This window comes from Qipengyuania gaetbuli (genome assembly GCF_020524765.1).
In the GTDB taxonomy this organism is placed as follows: Bacteria; Pseudomonadota; Alphaproteobacteria; order Sphingomonadales; family Sphingomonadaceae; genus Qipengyuania; species Qipengyuania gaetbuli_A.
Genome location: NZ_JAIVLR010000001.1, coordinates 227,926 through 254,398, shown reverse-complemented (window position 1 = coordinate 254,398; position 26,473 = coordinate 227,926). Strand labels below are relative to the sequence as shown.

At 63.4% G+C, this 26,473-nt stretch carries 27 protein-coding genes; 16 read left to right on the top strand and 11 right to left on the bottom strand.

Features of this window, described 5'->3' with window-relative positions:
• The 8 genes from LC083_RS01280 to LC083_RS01245 all read left to right on the top strand — a co-directional run bounded on the left by LC083_RS01280 (window position 1) and on the right by LC083_RS01245 (window position 6,721).
• The gene (locus LC083_RS01280; RefSeq protein WP_226698861.1) at window positions 1-141 is read left to right on the top strand and encodes a hypothetical protein; all 141 of its coding nucleotides are present in this window, start codon (window positions 1-3) and stop codon (window positions 139-141) included.
• A complete protein-coding gene (ccmE, locus tag LC083_RS01275) occupies window positions 138-599 on the top strand; it encodes a cytochrome c maturation protein CcmE (RefSeq protein WP_226698860.1) in 462 nt (153 codons plus the stop codon). Before LC083_RS01280 ends, ccmE begins: the two co-directional genes overlap by 4 nt.
• Entirely contained in the window at window positions 596-2,548 is a 1,953-nt protein-coding gene (locus LC083_RS01270; RefSeq protein ID WP_226698859.1) for a heme lyase CcmF/NrfE family subunit, read from the top strand. The genes ccmE and LC083_RS01270 overlap by 4 nt, the downstream gene beginning before the upstream one ends.
• Entirely contained in the window at window positions 2,548-3,075 is a 528-nt protein-coding gene (locus LC083_RS01265; RefSeq protein WP_226698858.1) for a DsbE family thiol:disulfide interchange protein, read from the top strand. Before LC083_RS01270 ends, LC083_RS01265 begins: the two co-directional genes overlap by 1 nt.
• On the top strand, window positions 3,072-3,476 hold the full coding sequence (locus LC083_RS01260) for a cytochrome c-type biogenesis protein (protein ID WP_226698857.1): 405 nt from the start codon (window positions 3,072-3,074) through the stop codon (window positions 3,474-3,476). The genes LC083_RS01265 and LC083_RS01260 overlap by 4 nt, the downstream gene beginning before the upstream one ends.
• Complete coding sequence (locus LC083_RS01255; protein WP_226698856.1) at window positions 3,473-4,120, top strand: tetratricopeptide repeat protein; 648 nt, start codon at window positions 3,473-3,475, stop codon at window positions 4,118-4,120. The genes LC083_RS01260 and LC083_RS01255 overlap by 4 nt, the downstream gene beginning before the upstream one ends.
• Before the next feature lie 119 nt (window positions 4,121-4,239).
• Window positions 4,240-6,177: a potassium transporter Kup gene (locus tag LC083_RS01250; protein WP_226698855.1), complete on the top strand. Its 1,938-nt coding sequence runs from the start codon at window positions 4,240-4,242 to the stop codon at window positions 6,175-6,177.
• Window positions 6,178-6,217: 40 nt separating this feature from the next.
• Window positions 6,218-6,721 (top strand): hypothetical protein, encoded by a 504-nt coding sequence (locus tag LC083_RS01245; protein WP_226698854.1) that lies wholly within the window; start codon window positions 6,218-6,220, stop codon window positions 6,719-6,721.
• Here the strand turns inward: LC083_RS01245 and LC083_RS01240 are convergent, their stop codons facing one another.
• The 5 genes from LC083_RS01240 to LC083_RS01220 are packed head-to-tail and all read right to left on the bottom strand — an operon-like array spanning window position 6,722 to window position 11,997.
• Window positions 6,722-7,369 carry an inner membrane-spanning protein YciB gene (locus tag LC083_RS01240; RefSeq protein ID WP_413469437.1) on the bottom strand — a complete coding sequence of 216 codons (648 nt, stop codon included), beginning with the start codon at window positions 7,367-7,369 and terminating at the stop codon, window positions 6,722-6,724. It lies immediately after the preceding gene.
• Window positions 7,366-8,289 carry a signal recognition particle-docking protein FtsY gene (gene ftsY / locus LC083_RS01235; protein WP_222554164.1) on the bottom strand — a complete coding sequence of 308 codons (924 nt, stop codon included), beginning with the start codon at window positions 8,287-8,289 and terminating at the stop codon, window positions 7,366-7,368. Before ftsY ends, LC083_RS01240 begins: the two co-directional genes overlap by 4 nt.
• A complete protein-coding gene (locus tag LC083_RS01230) occupies window positions 8,286-9,461 on the bottom strand; it encodes a MiaB/RimO family radical SAM methylthiotransferase (protein ID WP_226698852.1) in 1,176 nt (391 codons plus the stop codon). Before LC083_RS01230 ends, ftsY begins: the two co-directional genes overlap by 4 nt.
• Window positions 9,458-10,267: a diaminopimelate epimerase gene (gene dapF, locus LC083_RS01225; protein ID WP_226698851.1), complete on the bottom strand. Its 810-nt coding sequence runs from the start codon at window positions 10,265-10,267 to the stop codon at window positions 9,458-9,460. The genes LC083_RS01230 and dapF overlap by 4 nt, the downstream gene beginning before the upstream one ends.
• A gap of 41 nt (window positions 10,268-10,308) precedes the next feature.
• Window positions 10,309-11,997 (bottom strand): putative bifunctional diguanylate cyclase/phosphodiesterase, encoded by a 1,689-nt coding sequence (locus LC083_RS01220; protein WP_226698850.1) that lies wholly within the window; start codon window positions 11,995-11,997, stop codon window positions 10,309-10,311.
• A 157-nt stretch (window positions 11,998-12,154) separates the two neighbouring features.
• Between LC083_RS01220 and LC083_RS01215 the strand changes: the two genes are divergently transcribed.
• Window positions 12,155-12,565 (top strand): EVE domain-containing protein, encoded by a 411-nt coding sequence (locus LC083_RS01215; RefSeq protein WP_160607468.1) that lies wholly within the window; start codon window positions 12,155-12,157, stop codon window positions 12,563-12,565.
• Between the two features lie 115 nt (window positions 12,566-12,680).
• Complete coding sequence (locus LC083_RS01210) at window positions 12,681-12,863, top strand: CsbD family protein (RefSeq protein ID WP_226698849.1); 183 nt, start codon at window positions 12,681-12,683, stop codon at window positions 12,861-12,863.
• Between the two features lie 71 nt (window positions 12,864-12,934).
• Here LC083_RS01210 and LC083_RS01205 read toward each other — a convergent pair whose 3' ends face one another.
• Window positions 12,935-14,602: a thiamine pyrophosphate-binding protein gene (locus tag LC083_RS01205; protein ID WP_226698848.1), complete on the bottom strand. Its 1,668-nt coding sequence runs from the start codon at window positions 14,600-14,602 to the stop codon at window positions 12,935-12,937.
• Window positions 14,603-14,751: 149 nt separating this feature from the next.
• Here LC083_RS01205 and LC083_RS01200 point away from each other — a divergent pair, with 149 nt between their 5' ends.
• A complete protein-coding gene (locus LC083_RS01200; protein WP_226698847.1) occupies window positions 14,752-14,946 on the top strand; it encodes a hypothetical protein in 195 nt (64 codons plus the stop codon).
• On the opposite strand, the gene LC083_RS01195 is transcribed toward LC083_RS01200, so the two are convergent.
• Complete coding sequence (locus tag LC083_RS01195; protein ID WP_226698846.1) at window positions 14,947-16,290, bottom strand: MFS transporter; 1,344 nt, start codon at window positions 16,288-16,290, stop codon at window positions 14,947-14,949.
• 114 nt (window positions 16,291-16,404) lie between these two features.
• On the opposite strand from LC083_RS01195, the gene pgsA reads away from it, so the two are divergent.
• Complete coding sequence (gene pgsA, locus LC083_RS01190; RefSeq protein ID WP_160607463.1) at window positions 16,405-16,998, top strand: CDP-diacylglycerol--glycerol-3-phosphate 3-phosphatidyltransferase; 594 nt, start codon at window positions 16,405-16,407, stop codon at window positions 16,996-16,998.
• Here pgsA and LC083_RS01185 read toward each other — a convergent pair.
• Complete coding sequence (locus LC083_RS01185) at window positions 16,995-18,461, bottom strand: oligosaccharide flippase family protein (protein WP_226698845.1); 1,467 nt, start codon at window positions 18,459-18,461, stop codon at window positions 16,995-16,997. The genes pgsA and LC083_RS01185 overlap by 4 nt on opposite strands.
• Window positions 18,462-18,659: 198 nt before the next feature.
• Between LC083_RS01185 and LC083_RS01180 the strand changes: the two genes are divergently transcribed.
• On the top strand, window positions 18,660-18,929 hold the full coding sequence (locus LC083_RS01180; protein WP_222554170.1) for a hypothetical protein: 270 nt from the start codon (window positions 18,660-18,662) through the stop codon (window positions 18,927-18,929).
• Here LC083_RS01180 and LC083_RS01175 read toward each other — a convergent pair.
• Both LC083_RS01175 and rnd read right to left on the bottom strand, forming a co-directional pair.
• The gene (locus tag LC083_RS01175; protein ID WP_160607460.1) at window positions 18,926-19,822 is read right to left on the bottom strand and encodes a hydrogen peroxide-inducible genes activator; all 897 of its coding nucleotides are present in this window, start codon (window positions 19,820-19,822) and stop codon (window positions 18,926-18,928) included. The genes LC083_RS01180 and LC083_RS01175 overlap by 4 nt on opposite strands.
• Complete coding sequence (rnd, locus tag LC083_RS01170; RefSeq protein WP_226698844.1) at window positions 19,819-21,021, bottom strand: ribonuclease D; 1,203 nt, start codon at window positions 21,019-21,021, stop codon at window positions 19,819-19,821. The genes LC083_RS01175 and rnd overlap by 4 nt, the downstream gene beginning before the upstream one ends.
• A 155-nt stretch (window positions 21,022-21,176) precedes the next feature.
• Between rnd and aspS the strand changes: the two genes are divergently transcribed.
• Window positions 21,177-22,964, top strand: coding sequence for an aspartate--tRNA ligase (gene aspS, locus LC083_RS01165; RefSeq protein WP_226698843.1), 1,788 nt, complete (start codon window positions 21,177-21,179; stop codon window positions 22,962-22,964).
• 87 nt (window positions 22,965-23,051) lie between these two features.
• On the top strand, window positions 23,052-24,050 hold the full coding sequence (locus LC083_RS01160) for a hypothetical protein (RefSeq protein WP_226698842.1): 999 nt from the start codon (window positions 23,052-23,054) through the stop codon (window positions 24,048-24,050).
• A gap of 13 nt (window positions 24,051-24,063) precedes the next feature.
• Here LC083_RS01160 and LC083_RS01155 read toward each other — a convergent pair whose 3' ends face one another.
• A complete protein-coding gene (locus LC083_RS01155; RefSeq protein ID WP_226698841.1) occupies window positions 24,064-26,040 on the bottom strand; it encodes a serine hydrolase domain-containing protein in 1,977 nt (658 codons plus the stop codon).
• A gap of 151 nt (window positions 26,041-26,191) precedes the next feature.
• On the opposite strand from LC083_RS01155, the gene LC083_RS01150 reads away from it, so the two are divergent.
• Entirely contained in the window at window positions 26,192-26,428 is a 237-nt protein-coding gene (locus tag LC083_RS01150; RefSeq protein ID WP_006834437.1) for an acyl carrier protein, read from the top strand.
• Window positions 26,429-26,473 lie beyond the last annotated feature (45 nt).

Below are 26,473 nucleotides of genomic sequence, written 5' to 3'. Positions count from 1 at the left end.
ATGCGTGAAGCCCTGGACCAGTGGGATTTCGTGGTCGCGGCCTACGTCGTCGCGGTCGCGGGCACGCTCGCCATGATCGCGTGGAGCTGGGTCGCGATGAAGCGCGCGGAAAAACGTCGCGAGGAGGCACGGCGCAAGTGAAGGCGAAACACCAGAGGCTGGTCCTGATTGCGCTGGCGCTGGCCGCGCTGGTGGGCGCAGGACTGCTCGCTGCCTATGCGCTGCGCAACCAGGCGAGCTATTTCTACCTGCCTGAACAAATGGCGGCGAACCCGCCGGAACCGGGGCAGGCGGTGCGACTTGGCGGCATGGTCGAACCCGGCTCGCTCGAGACGCTGCCGGACGGCGTGACCGTGACATTCGCGGTCACCGGACGCGAAGATTCGCGCATTCCCGTGCGGTTCGCCGGCATCCTGCCCGACCTCTTCGTCGAAGGTTCGGGCGTGGTGGCGGAAGGCAGGCTTGGGGCGGACGGCACCTTCGTGGCCGATAACCTCCTTGCCAAGCACGACGAGAATTACGTGCCGCGCGAACTGGAAGGCATGAGCGAGCACCAGGCCGCCGAAATGGCCGAAGAGACCACGGTCGGCCTCGAATGATTGCAGAACTCGGCCATGCAGCCCTGTGGCTGGCGGCGGCGCTGGCGCTGCTGCAACTGGTCGGCGGCGCTTTGGCACTGCGCGAGGGCGAGGCGGACGGCATTGCCGGCCTCGCGCGCCCTGCCGCCATACTGCAGGGCGGGCTGGCTGGGTTTGCCTTCTTTGCACTTCTCTATGTCTTTGCCGTGACCGACCTGTCGGTGAAGCTGGTCGCGGCAAACTCCCATTCGCTCAAGCCGCTGATTTTCAAGCTTTCGGGCGCATGGGGCAACCATGAAGGTTCCATGCTGCTGTGGGTGACGGTCATGGCACTGGCCGGCGGACTGATCGCGGCTGTGGAGCGCCGCCTGCCCGAAAAGACCATGCAGGCCACGCTGGCTGCGCAGGGGTTCGTCGCGCTCGGTTTCTATGCCTTCCTGCTCCTGAGCTCCAACCCGTTCGAGCGGCTGCCGGAACCCGCCATGGAAGGCCTTGGCCTTAATCCGCTGCTGCAGGACATCGGCCTCGCGCTGCATCCGCCGACGCTCTACTTCGGCTATGTCGGCCTGTCGGTCGCCTTCAGCTTTGCCGTGGGCGCCATGCTGACCCGTTCCGTCACGCCCGATTTCGCCCGCGCCATGCGGCCCTGGGTCCTCGGCGCTTGGGTGTTTCTGACGCTCGGCATCACTGCCGGTAGCTACTGGGCTTATTACGAACTCGGCTGGGGCGGCTGGTGGTTCTGGGACCCGGTGGAAAACGCCTCGCTCATGCCGTGGCTGGCGGCGACCGCGCTGCTGCATTCGGTGAGCGTTCTGGCCAGCCGCGACGCGCTGCGGGTGTGGACCATCATGCTGGGCGTCGTCGCCTTCTCCATGAGCATGCTCGGCACCTTCCTAGTGCGCTCGGGCGTGTTGACGAGCGTCCATGCCTTTGCGGTCGACCCCGAACGGGGCAGCTTCATCCTGGCGCTGCTCGCCGTCTATATCGGCGGAGCGCTGCTGCTGTTCGCCCTGCGCGCCTCCTCGATCAGCGAGGGTGAGCGCTTCGCCGTCGCCAGCCGCGAAGGCGCGCTGGTGTTCAACAACGTGATGCTCAGCGCCATCCTGGCGGTGGTGCTGCTCGGCACGCTCTACCCGCTGCTGACCGAGGCTTTCGACGTGCGTGTTTCGGTCGGACCGCCGTATTTCAATCCGGTCTCCGCGATCTTCACCATACCGATGCTGCTGGTCATGGCAGTCGGCCCGCTGCTGCGCTGGCGCGGCGACAGCTTTGCGCGGATTTCGAAGGAGCTTGCGCTGATTGCCGCGCTGGTCATTGCAGGCCTCATCTTCTTCGCCCTGTTCGAAGGCGGCGCGCTGCTGCCGCTGCTGGGCCTCGCGCTCGCGGTCATGCTGGCAGTGGCGAGCTTCCTGCCGCTGAGGGGCCGAAACCTGAAACGCCTGCCTATCGCGGTATGGGGCATGGTCGTCGCCCACTTCGGGATCGCGGTCGCACTGTTCGGCATGGCGAGCGAAAGTGCCTTCTCGACCGAGCGTCTCGCCGCACTGGAAGTCGGCCAATCGGCCACGGTCGGTCCGTGGGAAGTCGAACTTGCGTCGGTTCAACCTGTTGCAGGGCCGAACTGGACCGCGATCGAGGGGCGAATGCTCGCCAGCTACAAGGGCGGGGAAGGGCAGCCGATCGCACCCCAGTCGCGCAATTTCTGGGCTCCGGCGCAGCAGACCACCGAAAGCGTGCTGCTGACCCGCTGGAACGGGCAGCTTTATGCGGTGATGGGTAATGAGGCGAATGACGGCCGCTGGCAGCTCAGGCTGTGGTGGAAGCCCTTCGTGACCTTCATCTGGTACGGCGGCATGCTGGTCGCGCTGGGCGGCGTTCTCGCCATTATCGGCAGGGTGCAGCAGGACCTCAAGCGGCGCTCGATCCGGCGCAAGGGCGCGGTGCGTCGCGCGGACATGGAGACGGTGTGATGGGCTGGCGCATGTGGCTTCCGCTGATGGTCTTCGCCCTGTTCCTGGGGCTGGCGGCCTATCAACTCACCCAGCCGAAGGACGAATTCGTCGAAAGCCGGATGATCGGCCAGTCGCTGCCCTATTTCGAACTTCCCGCAGCCACCGAGGACCTGCCCGGCGTCAGCAGCAAGGACTTCGCCGACGGCAAGCCGCGCCTGCTCAATATCTGGGCCAGCTGGTGCCTTCCCTGCATCGCCGAGGCGCCGCAGCTCGAAGCTTTGAAGGAGCAGGGCGCAGACATCGTCGGCGTTGCCATCCGAGACGATCCGGCAGACGTGGCCGAATTCCTCGCGCGCCACGGGAATCCCTATTCGCGCATTGGTCGTGACGACCTGTCCGAAGTGCAGCTGGGCATCGGGTCTTCCGGTGTGCCGGAAACCTTCGTGATCGATGGCAAGGGCACGATCACCTACCAGCACATCGGCGATATACGGGCAGACGACGTTCCGCTCCTCCTCGAAAAACTGCGCGAGGCGGGTCGATGAGGGGGCTGCTCGCCCTCTTGTTGGCGGCTATGGCCATGCCGATCGTCGCGCAGGGCAATGCGCCGCCTGCGCCCTATGCCTATCGCCAGCTGGACGATCCGGCGAAGGAAGCCGCCGCGCAGGAATTGATGGAGACGCTGCGCTGCCTCAAGTGCCAGTCGCAGTCGATCGCGGACAGCGATGCGCCGATGGCCGGCGATATGCGCCACCAGGTCCGTATCCGTATCGCCGCAGGTGAGAACCCGGAGGACATCCGGTCCTGGCTCATGCAGCGCTATGGCGATTATGTAAGCTATGCGCCGGTCGTCAGCGCAAGTACCTGGCCGCTCTATGCGCTGCCGGTCGTGTTCCTGCTGATCGTCGGGGCAATTCTCTTACGGCGTTTCCGGAGGCGCGCATGAGTTGGCTGCCGATCGTCGCTCTGGCGCTGGTCGTCTTCGTTGCCGCGGCATTCCTGCTGAAGCTGCCGCGCGCCTCTTGGACGATCCTTGGCGCCGCCCTCCTTTTCGGCCTTGCCGGATATGCGATTGAGGGATCGCCTGGGCAGGCCGGATCCCCCAAGGATGCAGCGCGCATGCAGGCCGAAAGCGGTGAACTCATCGTTGCTGCTCGGCGCGAGTTCTTCGGGAAGGGACAATTGCCGAGTCGCTGGGTTGTGACCGCGGACGGGTTCGCCCGCCGGGGCGATTTCACGCAGGCGTCCGGTCTTTATGCCAACGCCACCGAAGAGAACCCGACGGATACCGAGGCGTGGCTGGGCCTGGGGATCGCGCTGGTCGAGCATGCCGAGGGGAATCTGACGCCCGCAGCTCTGCACGCTTTCGAGAAAGCTGCCGCTCTTTCGCCCGAGAATGGCGGGACGCGCTATTTCCTCGGCCTCGCGTGGCTGCGCGCGGGCGAAGTTGGCAGGACGCGCGAACTGTGGGCCGAAGCGCTCGAGGTTGCACCTGCCGATGCAGAGTGGCGCGAATTGCTCGCCCTGCGGCTTGAAAGGCTCGATGCGCTCATCGAAATGGCGCGGGAACAGGGTGATACCGCTCCGTGACAGGCGCTACGCTCGCCATTGCGGGCGATGAGCAGCGGTGCTAAGCGCCGCGACCTTGCGAGGGGCACGGGCCCTTCGGGACAGGCAGAACATCTGATGCAGCCGGACACCATCTTCCCATGAGCGACAGCGCGACCGTAGGTGATACGGCCCCCGAGGGCTCGTCCGGCCAGCACGGCAACGGACACGCCGCATCGCGCACTGCCTTGGCAGTGGGCGCGATCGGTGTCGTGTTCGGCGACATCGGCACCAGCCCGCTCTACGCCTTCCGCGAAACCTTTTCCGGTGCGGTAGATATCGCGATTGACCGGATGCACGTTCTCGGCGTGGTCAGCCTCATTTTCTGGTCGATGACGATCGTCGTGGCGATCCAGTACGTCACGATCCTGATGCGCGCCGACAACAAGGGGCAGGGCGGCAGTCTCGCCCTGATCGCGCTGATCAGCCGCCACATCGGACAATCGAGTTACGGCTGGCTGGTCGTCTTGTTGGGGGTCTTCGCAACCTCGCTGTTCTACGGCGACAGCATGATCACCCCGGCCATCTCCGTCCTTTCGGCGGTGGAGGGCCTGACAGTGGTCGACCACAGGCTCGACCCGCTGGTTATCCCGATCGCCCTTGTCTTGCTCGTACTCCTGTTCCTCCTGCAAAGCCGCGGCACCGCCAAGGTCGGGGCGCTGTTTGCGCCCGTGATGATCATCTATTTCATCACGCTGGCGGGCCTCGGTCTCAACCAGATCTTCAAGAACCCAGATATCTTGTGGGCGCTCAATCCCTATTACGCCTTCATGTTCTTCGTGACCGACGGGGTCATCGCGTTCCTCGCCCTCGGCGCGGTTGTGCTGGCCGTGACGGGTGCAGAGGCGCTCTATTCGGACATGGGGCACTTCGGCCGCGGGCCCATGCGCCTTTCGTGGTTCGGCTTCGTGATGCCGTGCCTGCTGCTCAACTACTTCGGGCAGGGCGCGATGATCGCCGGCCTGCCGCCAGAACAGGCTGCAGAGGTCGTGAAAAACCCGTTCTTCCTGCTGGCGAGCGAGGAGTACCGCCTGCCGCTGGTTATTCTTGCGACAATGGCGACCTTCATTGCGAGCCAGGCGGTTATCTCGGGCGCATTCTCGATTACGCACCAGGCGATGCAGCTGGGCTTCATGCCGCGCCTGTCGATCCGCCACACGAGCGAAACCGAGGCTGGCCAGATATACATCCCGATCATCAACTGGGCGCTGATGGTGGCCGTGATTGTGCTGGTGCTGACCTTCCAGAGCTCGTCCAACCTTGCCGCCGCGTACGGCATCGCGGTGACGGGCGCGGTCACGATCGACACCATTCTGATGGGTGTCCTGTTCGTAGGCGTGTGGAAGTGGAAATGGTGGGTCGCACTTCCTGTCGTCCTGTTCTTCCTCATTGTCGATGGTGCCTACTTCGCCGCGAACCTCGTGAAGGTGCCTGATGGTGGCTGGTTCCCGCTGGTCGTCGGCCTCGTTGCCTTCACCCTGCTGACCACTTGGGCCAAGGGACGCAAGCTGATGCGCGACCGCATGAGCGAGACCGCGTTACCGATCGAAATCTTTGCCAAGAGCGCCAAGAATTCGGCCACCCGCGTGCCGGGCACGGCGATCTTCATGGCCAGCCAGACGGCGGGCGTGCCTTCGGCGCTGCTGCACAACATCAAGCACAACAAGGTGCTCCACGAACGCGTGGTCATCCTGACCGTGCTGATCGACGACACTCCTTATGTCGATGCCAACCATCGCTGTGAAATCCATGACCTCGGCGACGGTTTCTACCGGGCCATCCTCCACTACGGTTTCATGCAGGAAACCGACGTGCCGCAAGGTCTGAAGGAAATGGAACGCTGTGGCGGCAAGTTCGACATGATGCACACCAGCTTCTTCCTCAGCCGCCAGACACTGCTCGCCAGCGACAAGCCGGGCATGCCGATCTGGCGCGAGAAGATCTTTGCCTGGATGCTCAGGAACGCGGCGACTGCGATGGACTTTTTCCGCCTGCCGACCAACCGCGTGGTGGAACTGGGCAGCCAGGTCGAAATCTAGGCATTCAGGAACGACCGCTCCGCCCATTCATAAATAGGGCATGAGGGAGCTTGTCACCTGCTATCGCTGGCCGCTGGCCACCTTCATGCTTGCCGGGCTTCTCGGATACGGCGCGAGGTCGGCTATCGGCAGGGTCTACAGCGCAGCGGAGGCGGTCGACTTGCTCAATGCCTTGTCGCGCGCAGGTCTTTATCTCGGTTCCGCCATTGCTACGGCATCGGCCACGATTATCGCCCTCATGCTGACCCTGGTCGGAATGATCCGCCGCATGGACGAGGATTTCGACCACTCGGCCTATCGCGATGTGGCGATGGTCGGGCGGCTCTCGGCCCTCACCTTGCTGGTAACGCTGTTCCTGCTGATGGCGTTCGCACTGCCCATCGGCGAATTCGAGGAATTGCCGCCTGCGTGGTTCAAGAATGTCTACGACGGGCTCTTTGCCGGAACCGTGCTGATGGTTGGCCTATCCGCCGCAACTGTCGTGCTGATCTACACAACGCTGATGCGGGTTATGATCAAGATCACCCCGGGAGACGATGTCTGATCAACCGGTCGGCGGTTCGTCCTGCATGACCTCGTCCGTGTCCTCGAAGGAAAGGCCATGGCGCAGGAGCATGGGAAGCTGCGTGAAGGTGAACAGGAAGCTGAGCGGCAGGAACACCCACAGCTTCGCCCAGAGCCATCCTTCGAAGCTCATCGTCCGCACGAGCACTTCGTTGAGCGCGGCGAGCGCGAAGAAGAAGATGCCCCAGTTGCGCGACAGCTTCATCCAGCCTTCGTGTGTCACGCCCTCGAAGGCGGCACCGAGCAGGACCTGCAGCCACGCCCTGTCGCGCAGCCAGCCGATCATCAGCACCACGCCGAACAGGACGTAGATCGCTGTAGGTTTGAACTGGATGAAGCGCTCGTCGCGCAGCCAGATTGTCAGTGCGCCGAAGCCGACGATCAGCGTGGTCGAGAGAATCAGCATCGGGCTGACCTTGCCGAACTTCCACTTGCTGAAGACCAGGGCGACCACGGCTGCGACCATGAAGGCCACCGTGCCGTAGATGACCGCGGCGATTTCCCCGAAGGTGGAGTCGGCGGGCGGCTGGGAGAATTTGTAGACGCCGAGGAAAACCAGCAGCGGGCCGTAGTCGACCAGCGTGTGCAGCCATCCGGTGGGCCTCTTCTCGCTCGTATCGGCCATCATGCAATCCCCGCGATGACGCGCGCGACAAGGTCGGGGTCGAACGGGCGCAAGTCGTCGATCTTTTCGCCCACGCCGATGGCATGGATGGGCAGGCCATATTGCTCGGCTGCCTGCACCAGCACGCCGCCGCGCGCCGTGCCGTCGAGCTTGGTCATGACCAGGCCGGTGACGCCAGCGACTTCCTTGAAGACATCGATCTGCGAAAGCGCGTTCTGCCCGTTGGTCGCATCGAGCACCAGCACCACGTCGTGCGGCGCTTCGGGGTTGAGGCGGCCGAGGACTTTGCGGATCTTCGCCAGCTCGTCCATCAGCTCGCGCTTGTTCTGCAGGCGTCCGGCAGTGTCGACAATCAGCACGTCGGTGCCGATTTCCGTACCTTTTTTGACCGCGTCGAATACGATCGACGCAGGATCGCCGCCTTCGGGTCCGCGCACGATGGGCACGTCCACCCGGTCGGCCCAGGTCTGGAGCTGGCCGATGGCCGCCGCGCGGAAAGTATCGCCCGCCGCCAGCATGACGGCGTAGTCGTCTTCCTTGAACAGGTGGGCCAGCTTGGCGATCGTCGTGGTTTTGCCGCTGCCATTGACGCCGATGACCAGCACGACTTGCGGGCGCGGGAAGGCAGTGATTTCGAGCGGTTTGGCAACAGGGCGCAGGATGGCGGCGATTTCTTCCGCCACCGCTTCCTTCAGTTCCTGCGCGCTGATTTCGAGGCCGAAGCGCTTGTCCTTGAGCTTGGCGCGGATGCGTGCGGCGGCACTCGGGCCGAGGTCCGACATGATCAGCGCATCTTCGACATCGTCGAGCGTGGCATCATCGAGCCGCGCCTTGCTGACCACCTCGGTGAGGTTTTCGCTCAGGCGTTCCGACGTCTTCTTGAAGCCGCCGAACAGGCGCTCGGTCCAGCTGGGTTTACTCATACCAGGAGGTTGTCCTCGATAGTCTTGGGGGCGATTGTCACGATCCGCCCGGCCTCTGTACCCGCGGGGATCCGTACCCGCGCGAAGTTTTGCGAATAGCCCGTCCCGTCGCGTTCGGCGAGGACGGACAGCGGCTTATCGACGAGCGTTGCCAGCCACTCTGCGCGCACCTTGGCGACGGCTGCGCGCAGTTCGCCAGCACGGTGCTTTACCACCTCGCGCTCCACCTGCGGCATGCGCGCGGCAGGTGTTCCGGGTCGCGGCGAGTAGGGGAAGATATGCCCGTGCACGATGCCGAGCTCTTCGATGATCAACAGGTTCGCCGTGTGGTGCTCCCCGGTTTCGGTCGGGAAACCGGCGATGAGGTCGGCCCCGATGGCGATGTCAGCCCGGCGACGTTTGAGTTCCGTTACCAGTTGCACGGCATCGGCGCGGCTGTGCCGGCGCTTCATGCGCTTCAGGATGAGATCGTGGCCGTGCTGCAGTGAGAGATGGAGATGCGGCATGAGGCGGCGCTCGGCCGCGAACAGTTCGAACAGTTCCTCGTCCACCTCGATTCCGTCGAGCGAGGACATGCGCAGGCGCGGCAATTCGGGAAAGCGGTCGAGGACAGTGCGCACCATCGCGCCGAGCGCAGGGCGACCGGGCAGGTCGTGACCCCATGAAGTCACGTCGACGCCGGTCAGGACGACCTCCTGCGCGCCTTCCGAAACATGGCGAGCCACTTCTGCGACCACTTCGTCCACTGACAGCGAGCGGCTGGTTCCGCGTCCCTGGGGGATGACGCAGAAGGTGCATGCGTGATCGCAGCCGTTCTGGACCGCGACGAAGGCCCGGGTGCGCCGCTTGGCCACAGGCGGCGGCGATTGCGGGACGTTCCAGGCGCGCGGGTCGAGCTTGGCGGTATTGGCGACAAGACCGTCGACCTCCGGCATCGCGGCGATGGCTTCGCGCTCCACCTCGGCGGCGCAGCCGGTAACGATGAGGCGTGCGTCGGGATTGGCGCGGCGCGCGCGGCGGATGGCCTGGCGCGTCTGGCGCACCGCCTCGCTGGTCACGGCGCAGCTGTTGACGACGACGAGGTCGTTCTGGCCCGCCAGCATCGCGCGGATGCGTTCGCTTTCGGAAATGTTCAGGCGGCAACCTAGCGAGACGACTTGCGGCGCATTCATGCGTAGTCGGCCCATTCGAAGCTGCCGCGGAAGCTCTCCGTTGCAGGACCGGTCATGCGAATGCTGCCGCCTTCGCTCCATTCGATCTGGAGATCGCCGCCGGGCAGCGTCACCTTGACCTTGGGCCCGACAAGGCGGCGGCGCATGGCGTGGACTGCCGTGGCACAGGCGCCTGTGCCGCAGGCGAGGGTGAGCCCAGCGCCCCGTTCCCATACCCGCAGGCGAATGTGGTCGGGTGCCAAGATGGCAGCCACATTGACGTTCACCCGTTCGGGGAACAGCGGATCGTTCTCGATCTCGGGGCCGAGCCGATCGAGCGGGACTGCATCGGTATCGTCGGCGAAGAAGATCACGTGGGGATTGCCCACGTTCACCGCGCCGGGATTCTCCAGCATGTCCCAACCGACCGGCATAGACAGCGTGTCCATCGGGTAGGCGAGGGGGATCGCGTCCCAGTCGAAACGCGGCACGCCCATGTCCACGCTCGCCCCGCCTTGAGTAGGTGACGCCAGCAGCAGGCCGCCGGCGGTGGCGATGCGTGCTTCCTCTCCGTGCAGCATCGCAACGGCGCGGGTCGCGTTACCGCAGGCGCCGACTTCGCTGCCGTCATGGTTGAAGATGCGCATCGCGAAGTCTGCATGCGAGCTCGGCGCGAGAAGAATAAGCTGGTCGCAGCCGATACCGGTGAAGCGGTCGGCCAGTCGACGCACCGTGCCGTGGGTCAATTCGGGCAGGTCGTCGACGCGCGCATCCAGCACGACGAAGTCGTTGCCGAGGCCGTGCATCTTGATGAAGGGAACGCGCATTATGGCGCGCATCTATGCCCTCGCGGGCCCAGCGTCCAGTATCAGCCGGCGCGCTGGTCTGCCGAAGGCTTGCCGCTGCGCTTTTCGCGCTGCTCGGCAAGGTCCACCACCTGTTCCGACGGACCGGCAAGAAGACCATGATCGGCAAGCCTCTCGCGGACCTTGTCGGCCGGCTCGGGGCGGCCATAGTGATACCCTTGGCCCTTCATCTTGCCGAGCCGCTTCAGGGCTTCGAGGATCGTTTCGTTCTCGATCCCCTCGGCAGTGATCGGCAGTTTCAGGCCGTCGCTCATGGCGATGATCGCATTGACCAGCGCGTCGCCGTTTTCCTGCTGGCGCAGTTCGCCGATGAAGCTGCGGTCGATCTTGAGCCGGTCGAACGGCAGGCTACGCAATTGGGAAAGGCTGGAATAGCCTGTCCCGAAATCGTCGAGGCTGACGTGCACGCCCTGGTTGCGCAGGCTGGTGATCATCGACCGGACCATGCCGACATTTTCGTGCAGGCAGGTTTCGGTGATCTCGATATCGAGCCGGCTGGGCGGGAAACGGTGCGCCACCAGAAGCTTGAGGATCTTCTGCGCAAACCACGGATCGCGCATCTGCACGGGCGAGATGTTGACCGACAGGGTCAATTCCGGGTCCCATTCCTTCGCATCTTCGAAGGCCTGCGCGATGAGGTTTTCGGACAATTCGCCGATGGCACCGATTTCCTCGGCGATCGGGATGAAGATGTCGGGGCCGACCACGCCCAGTTCGGGCGATTCCCAGCGGGCCAGCATCTCGAAGCCGACCAGTTGGTCGGTCTCAAGATCGACCTGCTGTTCGTAGTAGGGGACGAATTCGCCGTTCGCGATGCCTGCGCGGATGCCGGCTTCCAGCTTGTTGCGGAAACGCAGTTCGTTTTCCATCGGCGCTTCGAACCAGTAGTAGCGGTTCTTGCCCTGCTTCTTGGCGTGATACATGGCGATATCCGCCTTGTGCATCAGGTCCTGGGCCGCGCTGTCGGCCGCCAGTTCCTTGTCCAGGTGGATGGAACTGGCGATTCCGATGGACACCGTCACGTCGAGCGATACGCCGTCGTGCGATACGGATGTCGCCACCGCTTCGATCATGCGGGTCGCGAGGTGCTCGATCCGGTCCGACACATTCACGTAGTACGGAACGACACAAAGGAATTCATCGCCTCCGATACGGGCGAGGACGCCGCCTGCCGGCAAGGTGCGCTCGATCCGCTGCGCCGTAGCGCGCAGGACGGCATCGCCGGCCATGTGGCCGTTGAGGTCGTTCACCTGCTTGAAGTTGTCGAGGTCGACCGCGATGGCGGCCAGCGCCCTTTCGTCGCTGCATTCGGTCTTGAGCAGGACCGCGAGACGGTCTGCGAAACTGCGCCGGTTGAGACAGCCGGTAAGATCATCGATTTCTGCAAGGCGGCGCGCTTCCTGTTCGGACTTGCGGCGTGCGACCAGTTCGGTGTTCAGCGCCTTGTAGCGGTGCCAGCCGAGCAGGATCAGCGCGATGTTGAGGATCAGCGCATTGGTCAGGATGATGTCCGGCCCGCCTGCGCTGCCGGTCCAGGTCTTGAAGACGTTGGGCAGGGCAACGCCTGCCGTACCGACGAAAAGGATCATCGCGGCAAAGGCGATGCCGCGCGTCAGCAGGTCGTGCGGAGCTTTCGGCAGCCGTACTTTCGCTTCCTTTTCAATCCGTTCCCTGGTGGGTTCCTGGCCCAAATCGTCCCCCGCGACACGCTTGTCAGTAGGCTGTTTCTAGAGGGGGATGTCTAAGAAGCGGTTAACCCCGCAGCGTGCCTGTGGAGGGGGTTCTGGCCATGCCGCGAAGCTCGCGCTAGGGCGTCGCAGCAAGCAAGCACGAAGGAGATTTCCCCACATGGCCCGATACTGGCTGATGAAGTCCGAACCGTTCAAATACAGCTGGGACGATCTCGTCGCGGAAGGCGAGGGAACCTGGGACGGCGTGCGCAATCACCGGGCCAAGAACAACCTTGCCGCCATGGAGGTAGGCGATCAGGCCTTCTTCTACCATTCGCGCGAAGGGCTGGAGATCGTCGGCATTTGCGAAGTCAGCGTGGCCGGGATCACGGATCCCACCGACCCGGAAGGCAAGTGGGCGGCGGTCAAGGTCAAGCCCAAGACCAAGCTACCGCATGCGGTCACGCTCAAGCAGATCAAGGCCGAGCCGCAGCTGGAGAATTGCGAGCTAGTGAAGCTCTCGCGCCTGTCGGTGGCGGAGATCACGCCCGATGAATGGTCTGTCATTTGCTCGATGGCGGGTATTTGACTTCGTCGCTCGCTGTAAACAGCTGGCCGCAATGCGCGGAACGCTCTCGTGCTGATTGGACTTACCTTCCTGTAAATACGTCACTTTTGGCGTATCAATCAGAAGGAGAGGCCCCATGGGCGAGCTCACCGAAAAGATTAAAGGCAATGCCAACGAGCTGAGTGGCAACACCAAGCAAGCGGTCGCCGAAATGACAGATAACGAGCGGCTTGAGCGCGAAGGCGAACGTCAGGAGCGCAAGGGGGAAGCCCAGCAGTTCGTCGGGGAAGTCGAAGGAAAGCTCGGCAACGACATCTGACGTTCGAACATCAAGTTCAGACACAGCGAGGAAGGGCCGTCTCCCGATTGCGGGAGGCGGCCTTTCACTTGTCAGCGATTGCGTAGCCCGCTGACGGTCGCGCCGCTTGCAGCAAGCTGTTCGACCTCGATCACGCAGTGGATCAGCCGCAGGCCGTTTCGGCCCTGTGCGGCTACGAGCGCGTCCCTGAATTCCTGCGTCGTTTCGGCGCGGGCGGACCAACCGCCATAGGCCGAGGCAAGCGCCGCGAAATCGGGGTTGGCGAGGCGCGTGCCGCTGATCCGTTCGTCACCGGGAAATTCGCGTTCCTGGTGCATGCGGATCGTGCCGTAAGCGCCGTTGTCGACCACGATCACGAGGAGATCGGCTCCGTGCTGCACGACCGTGGCAAGTTCCTGGCCGTTCATAAGGAAATCGCCGTCTCCGGCAACAGCCACGACCGTGCGGTCCTTGTGGCGTAGCGCCGCAGCGACTGCCGCAGGCACGCCATAACCCATCGCGCCGCAGGTTGGTGCGAGCTGGCTGGGATAGCCTTCGTAACGCCAGTACCGGTGCCACCAGCCGGCGAAATTGCCGGCACCGTTGCAGATGATGCTGTCGGCAGGAAGCGTATCGCGCATGAATTGTACGCAGGATGCCATGTCGAGCGCATAGTCTCCGGGCTTCGCGGTCGCCCAGGCCTGCCATTCGGCATTCGCTTGGGCACCGGCGTCGAAATCGATGACGGAGCCGTCGTCCCACAGGGCCGCGCTTTCCGCGAACTCGTCCATCTCGGCGCAAATGGCGAGGTCTGCGGGGTAGACGCGGTTAAGCTCGTTGGGATCGGGATGGACGTGCACCAGCTTGCGATCCCCGGCGATCAGCGGCGGGACCGTATAGCCGTCGGTGGTCGCTTCGCCGAGGCGGGCGCCCACCGCGAGGATCAGGTCGGCATTCTTCACCCGTTCGATAAGCTTGGGGTTGGGGCCGTAACCCAGCGCGCCGGCATAAACGCGGCTTGAGGGCGATATCGCGTCCTGTCGGCGGAAGGCGGTGGCGACCGGGATGCCGATCCGTTCGGCAAAAAGCTGGAAATGCTCGCGCGCCTTGGCATTCCAGCCCGCACCGCCAATGATGGCGACGGGCGACGCGGCATCGGCGATGAGGTCCATCATCGTCTGCATGGCATCGGGGCAGGGAGCTTGTGCCGGACGCTCGACCCGCTTTCGCGGACGGGCAGAGGTCTCGTGGCTCAGCATGTCTTCCGGCAGGGCAAGCACGACCGGGCCGGGACGTCCGGAGATAGCCGTGGCGTAAGCGCGCGCCACGTATTCAGGGATGCGATCGGCGGAATCGATCCGCGCGGCCCACTTGGCGATGGGGCCGAAGAAGGCGGCGAAGTCGACTTCCTGGAAGCCTTCGCGGTCGCGCATGCCCGAATCGACATCGCCCACGAACATGATCATCGGTTGCGAATCCTGCATCGCGACATGGACGCCGATGCTGGCATTGGTCGCGCCCGGACCGCGGGTCACGAAGGCAACGCCGGGCCTGCCGGTCATCGCCCCGTCGGCGCATGCCATCATCGCGACTCCACCTTCCTGGCGGCAGGTTACGAGATCGATGGAATCCTGCCCTGCCAGCGCATCGAGCACCTGCAGGAAGCTTTCGCCGGGCACGGTGAAGATACGCTCGCACCCCTGTTCGATCAGGCAGTCGACGAGCAGCTTGGCGGCGGCGGGGGTGGGGCGCGTGGTCATGGCTGACGCGGTTAGCGTCCGGCGCTGACCTGCGCAATCGCGCCGGCAATTCTTGCGCTTTATACTCACCGGAAAGGCTTAATGTCCCGCATTGCGACAGCGCGTTTTCAACGGGACCCCGAAGGTTAAAAATGCGTTAAGCCCGCATTATGAGACGCGCACTTGTCCTCAACAGCGAAGCAGCCCGCCACTGGCTGCGGGTCAGCCTTCCCCAGCGGCGGGCTATGTTTGCCGACATCCCGCAGGACCAGCCGATCGACTGGAAGCTGACCGCGTCCGACGTGCGGGGCGCTGCATCAGTTTATTTCGCGACCTTCGCCGCAGTCCTCGCCTTTATCGCCTGATCATGCCTGTTCGCGTGCGGCTGCCTGCCGCTCGGCATCGAGCAGTTTGCGCCCCAACCAGGCGGAAATCAGGCACATCGCCGCGCTGATGAGCACCTGCTCTACGATAGGTACGCCCGCAGCGCTCATCCCCATGGCCAGGAGCGAGCCGCAGACCATCGCGCCCGAGTTGACGATATTGTTTGCCGCGATCGTGCGTGACGCCTTGTCCGGCGCGACGCGCGTGGTGAGGAAAGCATAGAGCGGGACCACGAACATCCCGCCTGCAATCGCAATGCCGAGAAGACACAGCAGCAGAACCGTCGCCATGGGCCAGGCGAGGAAGCCTGCCACGTCCAGCAGTTCGGTTGGCTGGTCAGCCTGCCACAGCTTCGCCACGGCGTAGAATGCTATGACGAAGAGGCCCATGACGATTACGGAAGGCGGCGAATAACGGGCCGATACCTGCCCCTTGAGCAGGGCATTGATGGCGACCGAACCGATGGCGATGCCGACCGAGAAGACCACGAGGAACAGGCTCGCCACTTCCTTGCTTGCCATGATCACGTTCTTGGCCAGCGGCGGGAACTGGATGAACAATACGGCACCGATGGTCCAGAAGAAGCTGATAGCGATGATGGCGTAGAACACCTCGCCCACGTGCATCGTCTCGCGCACGAGCTTCACCGAGGCACGAAGGATGTGCCAGTCGAGCTTTTCTACCGTGCCTTGCGGCGGTGCGTCGGGGATCTGGCGGCTGACGAGATAGCCGACAATCGAGGTCAGGATGATGCCGATTGCGGCGACTTCGACCGGGATCCAGCCCGCCAGGATCGTTCCTGCCAAGATGGCGATGTAGGTTCCGGCCTCCACCAGCCCCGTCCCGGCGAGCACTTCGTCCTTTTTCAGGTGCTGGGGCAGGATCGCATATTTGATCGGACCCAGGAAAGTCGACTGCACCCCGGTCAGGAACAGGGCGAGGAGCATCAGGACGATCGGAAAACTTGTCTGGATGCCGAAGAGCGACACGGGCATCTCGTACCCGCGCCATGCAAGGTAGAGCCCGCCTGCGCCAATGATCATCAGCACGATCTCGCAGAACTTCACCTTGCGGATAATCGCCGCCTTGTCGCGCATGTCGGCAAGCTGGCCCGCAAGCGCCGAAAGTACGAAGAATGGCAGGATGAACAGTCCCGACGCGATGGCGCTGAACTGGCCTTCCGCCTCTTCCGAATTGTAGATCGAATAGACGACGAACAGCACCATCGCTGTCTTGTAGAGGTTGTCGTTGAAAGCGTTGAAAAGCTGCGTGACGAACAGCGGCAGGAACCGCCTGCTGCGCAGCAAATGCGTTGATGTAAGCATGACCCCCCGTACGCAACCCCGCGTGCGCGGTCCTTGTGAGGAACAACACGGCGGCGGACAAGGAGATTGTGCGGCTTTTGCGGCGGACCGTTTGTCGTTAGGGGGAATGCCATCATGTTGAGCCTGCCCAACATCCTCACGCTGTCGCGCATCTTCGCGATCCCGCTTCTGGCCTTCCTCTTGTGGTGGCCGGGCTGGGAAACCGGTTATCTTGCCGCCTTCGTGCTCTACTGCGCGATGGGAATCACCGACTATTTCGACGGGATGCTGGCGCGGTCCAGCGGCACGGTCTCGAAGCTCGGCATTTTCCTCGATCCGATTGCGGACAAGATCATGGTGGCCTCGGTCATCCTCGTGCTGGCGGCGCAGGGCGTGCTGCGCGGCCCTTATGTCGGGGACATGCATGTCGTGGCGGGGCTCATCATCCTCGTGCGCGAAATCGCCGTCTCGGGCCTACGCGAATTCCTTGGCGGCTTGCAGATTTCCGTGCCGGTGAGCCGGCTCGCCAAGTGGAAGACGACTTTCCAGCTCATGGCGCTGGGATCGCTGATCCTCGGCCAGGGCCTGCCGCGCTGGACGATGCAAATCGGCGATATCGTCGCCAACGTCCCGCACACCGTCGGCCTAGTATCGCTATGGGGTGCGGCAATCCTGACGCTTGTCACAGGCTGGGATTACCTGCGGGTCGGCCTCAAGCACATGGACTAGAGGCGCGCGAGCAGCCTTCGGGCAACGCGCAGCATCTCGGCCTCGCTCGATTGGGGCCGTCCCGACAGCAGCCAGAGCAGCATCAGTGCAGCGAAATAGGCTGCGGCACCAATTGCTGCGCGCCACACCAGTTCAACGAATGGTGATGGCGAGAGAACCGGCATCGCGCGGACGAGGAAATACATCGCCGTGCCCGCCAGGAACGGCCTTGCCACGGCTACGAGGAAGCTCGCCACACCATACCGTGTAAAGTGCGCCATCACGCCAAGGCCGGCAAGCAGGGTCACCGCACTCACTATCATCCCGGTTTGAGCGATCGAAAGGGGGCTTCCGCCCGCATGCGCGACGACCCCGACAGCGACTGCCAGCCCGGCCAGGCCAGCGATGCAGAGAAGGCCTGAGGCTTTCTCGTGACCGCCGGCCTGCAACGAAGAGGCGATCAGGCGGAATACGGCCATCAATGCCGTAGCGACTGCGATGGGTGCGACAAGGGGCACTGCCGAGCCCCATTGCCCGCCCAGGAAAACCCGGATGAAGTGTTCGGCCACCGCGGCGAGGCCAAGTCCCATAGGCGCCGTGATCATGGCATAGGCACCCAGCGAGCGGGCAATGCGTTCACCCTGCGTGTCGAAGGCCCCGCTCCTCGCCGTGGTCACGAAGGTCACGCGGTTCAGCGCCATGGCGATTTCCTGCGTGAGAATATTCGACACGTCCTTGCTGACCGAAAAGGCACCGACGGTGCCGGTGTCTGCAGTCCTGCCGACCACGATCCGTTCAACCTGGCTGTATAGAGTTTGCGCAACCACGCCTGAGAAGATCCACAGGGACACGCCCAGCAGTTCGGCGCGGCGCGCCAGCGAAAGGCGCGGGCGGTATGGCTGCATCGTGTAGGACAGGATCGTCAGGATCAGCGATTGCACAATCATGCCGACCACGAGCGCCCAGTAGGATCGCAGCCACAAGGCCAGCGCTACGGTGACGAAGAACGAGACGATCCGCGCCGTCGCCTTCATCTTGAGATCCCGCCCGAAGGCGAAATCGCGTTCGAACTCGACCACACCGATGTTGACGAGGCCCAGCATCACGAACCTTAGCGAGAGCGCGTAGATGACGGGTTCGACGCGCGGTTCACGGAAGAAGTCGGCGGCGGGGGCAGCAATCGCGAACAACAGCAGGCCAAGTGCTGCAAACATGATCAACTGGATAGTGAAAGCGGTGTCGTAATAATCCCGCTCCGGCTTTTCCATCCGTAGCAGGGCCTGCTTCATGCCTAGGTAGGAGAATGTCTCGACCAGCGCGACCGCGGTCATGGCGAGGCCGACGACGCCGAAGTCGGACGGGGTGAGAAGGCGCGCAAGAATGAAGACCGAGACCAGCCCGATTGCGCGCAGCACCCATGTCAGGGCAACCGCAATCGCCGCGCCTCTATAGACGCTGCCCCTGCCTGGCGATCCGCTGCTCATCGGCTGGCCGTGTCCTGCGGACGTTGTCGTACCGGCATGCTTCCCCCGTGTGTCGCAGCCAGCGCTACGCGTTAGCGGCCCGGTATGCACCCGAAAATTGCGCATCCCCAGCGGCGGGACGGGGGCACCTCGCGACGAGCGGGGGAAACCGCAGAGTGGTCAACGGTTCCTTTACCAAAGGCAATTAACAACGGTCGCATGGGTACGACGATACACATGATCCTAGCCGCGCTGCTCAAGGTCAGCGCAGTGGCGATTATCTTCAACGAGATCCGCGGGCTCATCCTCGCGGCGCCGGTCCTGTACGGCCTCTATATCTCGGGCGGCACGGCGATGGCGATCTGGATCGCCTTCTGCTCGCTCGCCGGGATCGCGCTCAGCGTCATCGTCCCGATGTTCGCCGTGAAGAAGCTCGACAAGTTCGTGAAGTCGAAGGCCGCGAAGACCCGGGAACCGCTTGCCGCCTAACCGGCGCGCAATTCTTCCGCCAACAATTCGAAATCGTCCCGGCGCGGGGAATTCTTGCGCCAGATGAGCGCGATTTCGCGGCTGGCCTGCTTGCTCTTGAGCGGGCGGGCGACGACATCGGTGCCGTTCAGTATACCGGCTTCCACGGCCATCTCCGGCAACATCGTGAGCCCGAGGCCGTTGTCGACCATCTGCACCAGCGTATGCAGGCTGGTGCCGATCATCGTGGCGCTTCCGCGCAGTTCGGGCCGGTTGCAGGCCGCCAGCGCGTGTTCCTTGAGGCAGTGCCCATCTTCCAGCAGCAGCAGTCGCCCTTCGTCGATCATGTCGGCTGACACCGTTTCTGGTGGATCGCGCGGATCGTCCTTCGGAAAAGCGACGTAGAGCGGATCGTCCGAGATATGTGCTTTCTCGACCTCGCCCGTGGCGAAGGGCAGGGCGAGCAGCACGCAATCGACCCTCCCGTGCTGGAGCGATTCGACCGCGTCGTGACTGGTTTCCTCGCGCAGGAACAGCTCGAGGTCGGGGCGCTCCTTGCGCAGACGCGGGAGGAAGCGCGGCAGGAGGAAAGGTGCGATCGTCGGAATGACGCTCATGCGCAGCTGCCCAGCCAGTGGCTTGCCCGCGGCCTGGACCAGGTCCGCCAGTTCCTCGGCTTCGCGCAGGATGCGGTGTGCTTTCTCCACCACCTGGTTGCCGAGCGCCGTGAAGCGCACCACGCGGCGGCTGCGCTCTACCAGGGTTACACCCAGCAGCGACTCGAGCTCGCGGATGCCGGCCGAAAGCGTCGATTGCGACACGAAGCTGGCCTCCGCCGCGCGGCCGAAATGGCCGTGCTCGTGCAGCGCGACGAGATATTGCAGCTGCTTCAGGGTGGGGAGGTAAGTGCTCACTCCGCGGCCTGTGCCTCGGTCAGTTCCTCGCCCATGTCATCGACGTGGGTCATCAGAAGCTTGCCATCCTTGACCGCGAAGGCGAGTCGCCCCTCGACCAGTTCGAGCGCGTCCTTGCCGAAGACCTCATATCGCCATCCTTCGAGGATGGGCAGCTTGCGAACGCCAGCGGCCAGCGCTTCCATCTCGTCCGCCTTGGTCAGCAGGCGGGCGGCGACGTCGATTTCGCGGGCACGGATCTTGAGCAGCAGCTTGAGCAGGTCCGCCACCAGCGCGCCTTCCTTGCCCAGCGGCGCACCGCGCTTGGGCTTGTCGGGCATTTCTTCCTTGGTCAGCGGCTCGGCCTTTTCGATGACCTTCATCAGCCGCTTGCCGATGTCGTTGTCCTTCCATGCGTTCGAGAGGCCGCGCACCTTGGTCAGGTCGACCTGCTTCTTCGGCGGGTGACTGGCGATGTCGGCCAGCGTTTCGTCGCGCATGATGCGCCCACGCGGGATGTTCTTGTGCTGCGCTTCGCCTTCGCGCCATGCAGCCAGCGCCTTGAGGCGGCCGAGCACGGTCGGATTGCGACCGGGCGAGCGGATGCGTTTCCACGCGATGTCGGCGTCATTGGCATAGTTCGCCGGATCGGCGAGCTTGTCCATTTCCGCATCGAGCCATGCACCGCGGCCAGTCTTCACCAGCTTTTTCAAGATCTTGGGAAAGATTTTCGAGAGGTGGGTCACGTCGCCGATGGCATATTCGATCTGCCGGTCGGTCAGCGGGCGGCGGCTCCAGTCGGTGAAGCGGGCGCCCTTGTCGACCGTGATGCCCAGCCAGCTTTCGACGAGGTTGGCATAGCCGATCTGTTCCGACTGGCTGATCGCCATCATCGCGATCTGCGTGTCGAAGATCGGGTGCGGCGTCTTGCCGGTGAAATTGTAGACGATCTCGACGTCCTGTCCGCCAGCGTGGAAGACCTTCAGGACTTCCTCGTTCTCGCACATGAGATCCCACAGGGGTTTCAGGTCGATGCCGTCGGCCAGCGGGTCAATGGCCGCGGCTTCTTCCTCGTTGGCGATCTGCACCAGGCACAGTTCCGGCCAGTAGGTGTTCTCGCGCATGAATTCGGTATCGACAGTGACGAAATCGCTTTTCGCCAGGCGTTCGCACAGGTCTGCGAGGGCCTCGGTAGTCGTAATCAGATCGTGTATCTTCATCGTGTCTTTTCTTGCTCTTGAGCGGAGTACCGCTCTCGCACCGCAGCGAGCCTTGACAAAAACCCGCAGGTGCCCTGTTAGCGCGCGCGATTCCTGCTAGAGGAGCGCGACGCCGCGCCCCTAGCGCCATAGCTCCGAAAATGGAAAGATTTTAGATGCACGCCTATCGTACCCACAACTGCGCTGCGCTGACCAAGGCAAATGTCGGCGAAACTGTCCGCCTGTCCGGCTGGGTGCATAACAAGCGCGATCACGGCGGCGTGCTCTTCGTCGACCTGCGCGACCATTACGGCATCACGCAGATCGTCGCCGACAGCGATAGCGAAGCGCTGCCGGTGCTGGAAAAGCTCAAGCTGGAATCGGTCATCACCATCGACGGCGATGTGAAGGCGCGTGACGACGTGGCAGTGAACAAGAACCTGCCGACAGGTGAGATCGAGGTCTTCGCCCGTTCGGTCACGGTGCAGAGCCGTGCCGACGACCTGCCGCTGATCGTGAATCAGGCGGAAGACTATCCCGAGGAAACGCGCCTCAAGTACCGTTTCGTCGACCTGCGCCGCGAGCGCGTCCACGCCAACATCATGCTGCGCAGCCAGGTCATCTCCAGCCTGCGTCGCCGGATGCAGGAGCAGGGTTTCTTCGAGTTCCAGACCCCGATCCTCGGCGCATCTTCGCCCGAAGGCGCGCGCGACTACCTCGTGCCCAGCCGCCTCCACCCGGGCCGCTTCTACGCGCTCCCGCAAGCGCCGCAGATGTTTAAGCAGCTGCTGATGGTCGCCGGTTTCGACCGCTACTTCCAGATTGCACCCTGTTTCCGCGACGAGGATTTGCGCGCCGACCGCTCGCCCGAATTCTACCAGCTCGACTTCGAAATGAGCTTCGTGACGCAGGAAGACGTGTTCCAGGCGATCGAGCCGGTGCTTGCCGGCGTGTTCGAGGAATTCGCGAACGGCAAGACCGTCACCCCTGCAGGTGAGTTCCCGCGCATTCCCTATGCCGAAGCCATGCTGAAGTACGGCAGCGACAAGCCGGACCTGCGCAACCCGCTGATCATCAGCGATGTGACCCAGCACTTCACCACCTCGGGCTTCGGCCTGTTCGAGAAGATCGTCGGCACCGGAGGCCGCGTGCGCGTGGTTCCTGCCCCGAACACCCACGAGAAGAGCCGCAAGTTCTTCGATGACATGAACGACTGGGCGCGCCGCGAAGGCTTTGCAGGCCTCGGCTATGTCACCCGCAAGGGCGGCGAATTCGGCGGTCCGATCGCCAAGAACCACGGCACCGAGGGCATGGAAAAGCTCTACGCCGAACTCGGCCTCGGCGAAAACGACGGGCTGTTCTTTGCCGCCGGCAAGGAGAAGGACGCCGCCAAGCTGGCCGGTGCTGCCCGCACCCGCGTCGCCGAGGAACTCGGACTGATCGAGGAAGGCTGCTTCAAGTTCTGCTGGATCGTCGACTTCCCCATGTTCGAATACGACGAGGAGCAGAAGAAGGTCGACTTCAGCCACAACCCCTTCTCGATGCCGCAGGGCGAGATGGAAGCGCTGGAAACGCAGGACCCGCTCGAGATCAAGGCATGGCAGTACGACATCGTCTGCAACGGCTACGAACTGTCCTCGGGCGCGATCCGGAACCACAAGCCGGAAATCATGTACAAGGCGTTCGAGATCGCCGGGTACACGCAGGCCGACGTCGACGAGAACTTCTCCGGCATGATCGAGGCCTTCAAGCTTGGCGCACCGCCGCACGGTGGATCGGCCCCCGGCATCGACCGCATCGTGATGCTTCTCGCCGACGAGCCGAACATCCGCGAAGTGATCGCCTTCCCGCTCAACCAGAAGGCGCAGGACCTGATGATGGGCGCTCCCAGCCTCGTCAGCCCGCGCCAGCTGCGCGATGTCCACATCCGCACGGTTGAGGCACCCAAGACCGAAGGCGCCTGATCGCTCCTTCGCGGGCGTCCAGCGCATTCGTTCATGACAAGGCCACCGGATTGGGGCTAGCCTTCCAAAAAAGGAGGGAGGGTCCGAATGCGTGTTGGTATCCGCGTTTCCGTGGCAGCGCTGGTCGTTGCACTTCCGGCTGCGGCGAATGCCGAAGTTCTGACGGTCGAAGGTATCTATGCCGCCCGCGATGCAGGCGCGATCGAAGTCGAGGAAATCACTATCGAACGCTTCGGCGGCGAAGTGGGTGAACGGCTAGCCATCGCACTGACCGACCGGCTCGAAGGCGTGCAGATCGACGGCGAGCGGTACTTTAACGTTCGCGCCGGTTCCAGCGGGGGCGATAACATCTACATCTACGGAGCAGATACGCCTGCGAGCGAAGTGGCCGCGGCGGTCGAGGCGGGACCGGTGTCCGCCACCATGCGCGGCACGGCATCGGGCGAGGTGTCGGATTACCGGTCCGGATCCACGAAAAAGACCCGCTGCGTGAAGAAGGACGAAGACAAGAACTGCGTCGAGGAACGGGTCGACGTCTACGAATGCCGGACGATGACCGTCAGCTTCTCGCCATCGCTCCGCCTGATCGCTCGGGAAGGCGGTACGCTCTATGCGGCAGATGGCCGGCACAGCCAGTCGCAAAATTACTGCGCGAACGAGTATTCGCAGCCTTCCGCCAACAAGATGATGGACGCGCTGGTGGATGGCTTCGCGACCCGCGTCAGGCTCGACCTGGCGCCTGAATTCCGGCGCGAGGACATCCGTGTGCTCGAAAGCCGCAAGGGCCTGGCCAAGCAGGATTCCAAGGATTTCAAGACCGCAGTCCGGCTGACCAAGAACGACCAGTTGGCGGCCTGCATCCGCTTCGAGGAGCTGGCTGGACGCAACCCGGAGCAGGTATCGGCGATCTTCAATGCCGGACTTTGCGCAGAGCGCGACGGACGGCTGGAAGAGGCCGCCGACCTCTATGGGCGCGCCTTAGCAACCGGCGAGAGCAAGGATTATTCGGAGGCAGGATTGGACCGCGTCTCGAGCCGCCTCGAGGCGGAGCGCCAGCTTTCGCTGCGCTATCCGCTGCAAGACTGAACCAGGGACGCCGTCAGGCGGCGTCCTCGGTGAAGACATATTCGTGCTGGGCATCCATCAGGATCAGCACGCGCTTCCCTTCGCGCTCGCCCATTATCAGGGGAAAGCCGAAGAAGCCGGGCGTCATGAAGACAACCGAATTCGTGCCATCGTCATTGGCCTTGGTGCCGATCGCTGACTTGCCGGAAGTCACCGTTGCCCAGGTAAGGCCATTTTCGGTCGAGATGGTCAGCGGACCCAATTCCGGGCTGACGTAGCGCGGTGCGAGCGTTGCCAGAACGGCGGGGTCGCCTTTCTCGATGATGCCCTCGCGACCCTTTTCACGTGCTTCCGCCCCGAGTTTGACGGATGCTGCGAGGTTCTCTTCCGCCTCCTTGTTGCCGTCGTAGAGCACTTCCAGGAGCTTGCGCTGGAACAGACCCAGCATGCCTTGCCCGGTGTCGGAATTGGTCAGCAGCACCGCGCCGATGCCGTCTTCGGGAATGAACCAGAAGTTGCTCTTGTAGCCGATGAGGCTGCCGCCGTGGAAATAGACCTGCTTGCCGAGGCCCGCGTCCTCCATCAGGCCCATGCCGTACCAGCTGTTTTCGCCTAGCGGCACGTAACGCTCGCGGCGCTTGAGCAGGTTTTCCGCCGATGCCAGCTGGGTGCCGTCTGCCATCTTGCCATTGTTGAGTTCGTTGAGCGCATACAGCGCCATGTCGTGCGCGGTCGACCACACGCCCCCTGCAGGTCGATAGGGATAGACCATGTGGTTCCAGTCCATGGGGGCTTCCTCGACCGGCCCGGCATACCCGCGGGCATGCGGCTTGGCCCAGTTGGCCTTCATCGCCTCGGAGAAATCGAAGGTCGTGTCGTTCATGCCCAGCGGATCGAAAATGCGTTCGTCCATCGCCCGGTCGAACGCGGCGCCGATCTCCATGTCGGGATAGACCAGGTGGCCGCCGATATAGCCCGCTGCGCTCGCCATGAGGTTGTTGTACTGGAAGACCTCGCCGAAGCCGCTGGTCGGCTCCGTCAACGCAAGCTGCGCGAAGGTGTCGCTGGCAGGCGTCTCGGCGCTGGTATTCATGACCCACTGCATGTCCTTGCGCGGCAGGCCGGTGCAGGCGCAGATCAGGTGTTCGACGCGCACACTTTCGGTGGTGGCATCGCTGCCGAGGCGGAACTCGGGATAGACCTCGGTAACCTTCTGGTCCCAGGCGAGCTTGCCTTCATCCACCAGCGTGGACAGCAGAAGGGTGGCCATGCCCTTGGTGTTGGAGGCGACCATGAAGCTGGTGTTTGCGTCCACCTTCTGCGTGCCACCCTGTTCGGTAACCCCCAGGCCGCCTTCCCAAACGATCTTGCCGTCCTCGATCAGGGCTAGGCCTACGCCAGGCACTTCGAGGCCTTTCATCGCCTCTTCGACGAAACCGGTGATTTCGGCGATGCGCGCAGGCGTCAGCGCATTTGCCTCCTTGCCCGCAAAAGTTTCGCGTTCGAAATCGGCCGGTTTGAGCGAGCCGAAAGCCTGGTTGAGCTGGGCATTGCGCTTGGCGATGGTGGCCAGCGCGCCGTTGATCAGCACGACCGTCCAGCGGTCGCCCTTGCGCAGGCCGATGCCCTGCACGGCGATCTTTTCTGCCGGGGAGCTCTTGTAATTCACCACCGTGATCTGGTCCCAGCCGTCGCGCGCCGGAGGATCCTGCGCGATGAGCACTTCGCGCTCGAATCCGGGCGACAGCTTCTGCCACGCGGCGGCCACGGCAGCGCTGCCATCCTCTGCTGCATCGACTCCGACGACTGCCGCGGTCGCATCGCCTTCGGGTGCGGTAAAGACGAGCATGCCGTCGCGCGTCTCGCTGGCCCAGCCGGGGACCGGAACGATCGTTGCGCCCGTGCCGGTATCCACAGCCTCCTGCGCCGCGGGGGCAGCTTCCTGCGCCAACAGGGGCAGGGGCGATGTGGTCAGGAGGAGGGCAGAGGCAGCGAGGGCAAGCTTTTTCATGGCGTTGGGCTCCTTGTGTCTTATCCACACAATACGCCATATCCGTGACAGGTCAATTTCAGCTACGGCATCGCGAGCACTTGCGCTTGTCCGCGCCGTTCATTAGGGCGAAACCCAATTTCAAACCCCCAAGAATTCGAGAGGGAATAAAATGAGCGATACTGCCGACCGCGTGCAGAAGATTGTCGTCGAGCACCTCGGCGTCGAAGCCGACAAGGTGACGCAGGAAGCCAGCTTCATCGACGATCTGGGCGCAGACAGCCTCGACATCGTCGAACTGGTCATGGCTTTCGAAGAAGAATTCGGCGTTGAAATCCCCGACGATGCGGCTGAGAAGATCACCACCGTCGGCGACGCGACCAAGTACATCGAAGAGCACAAGGGCTAAGCCTTTCGCTTTTCGAAGCCCGCGCCAATGCGGGACCGGACAGGC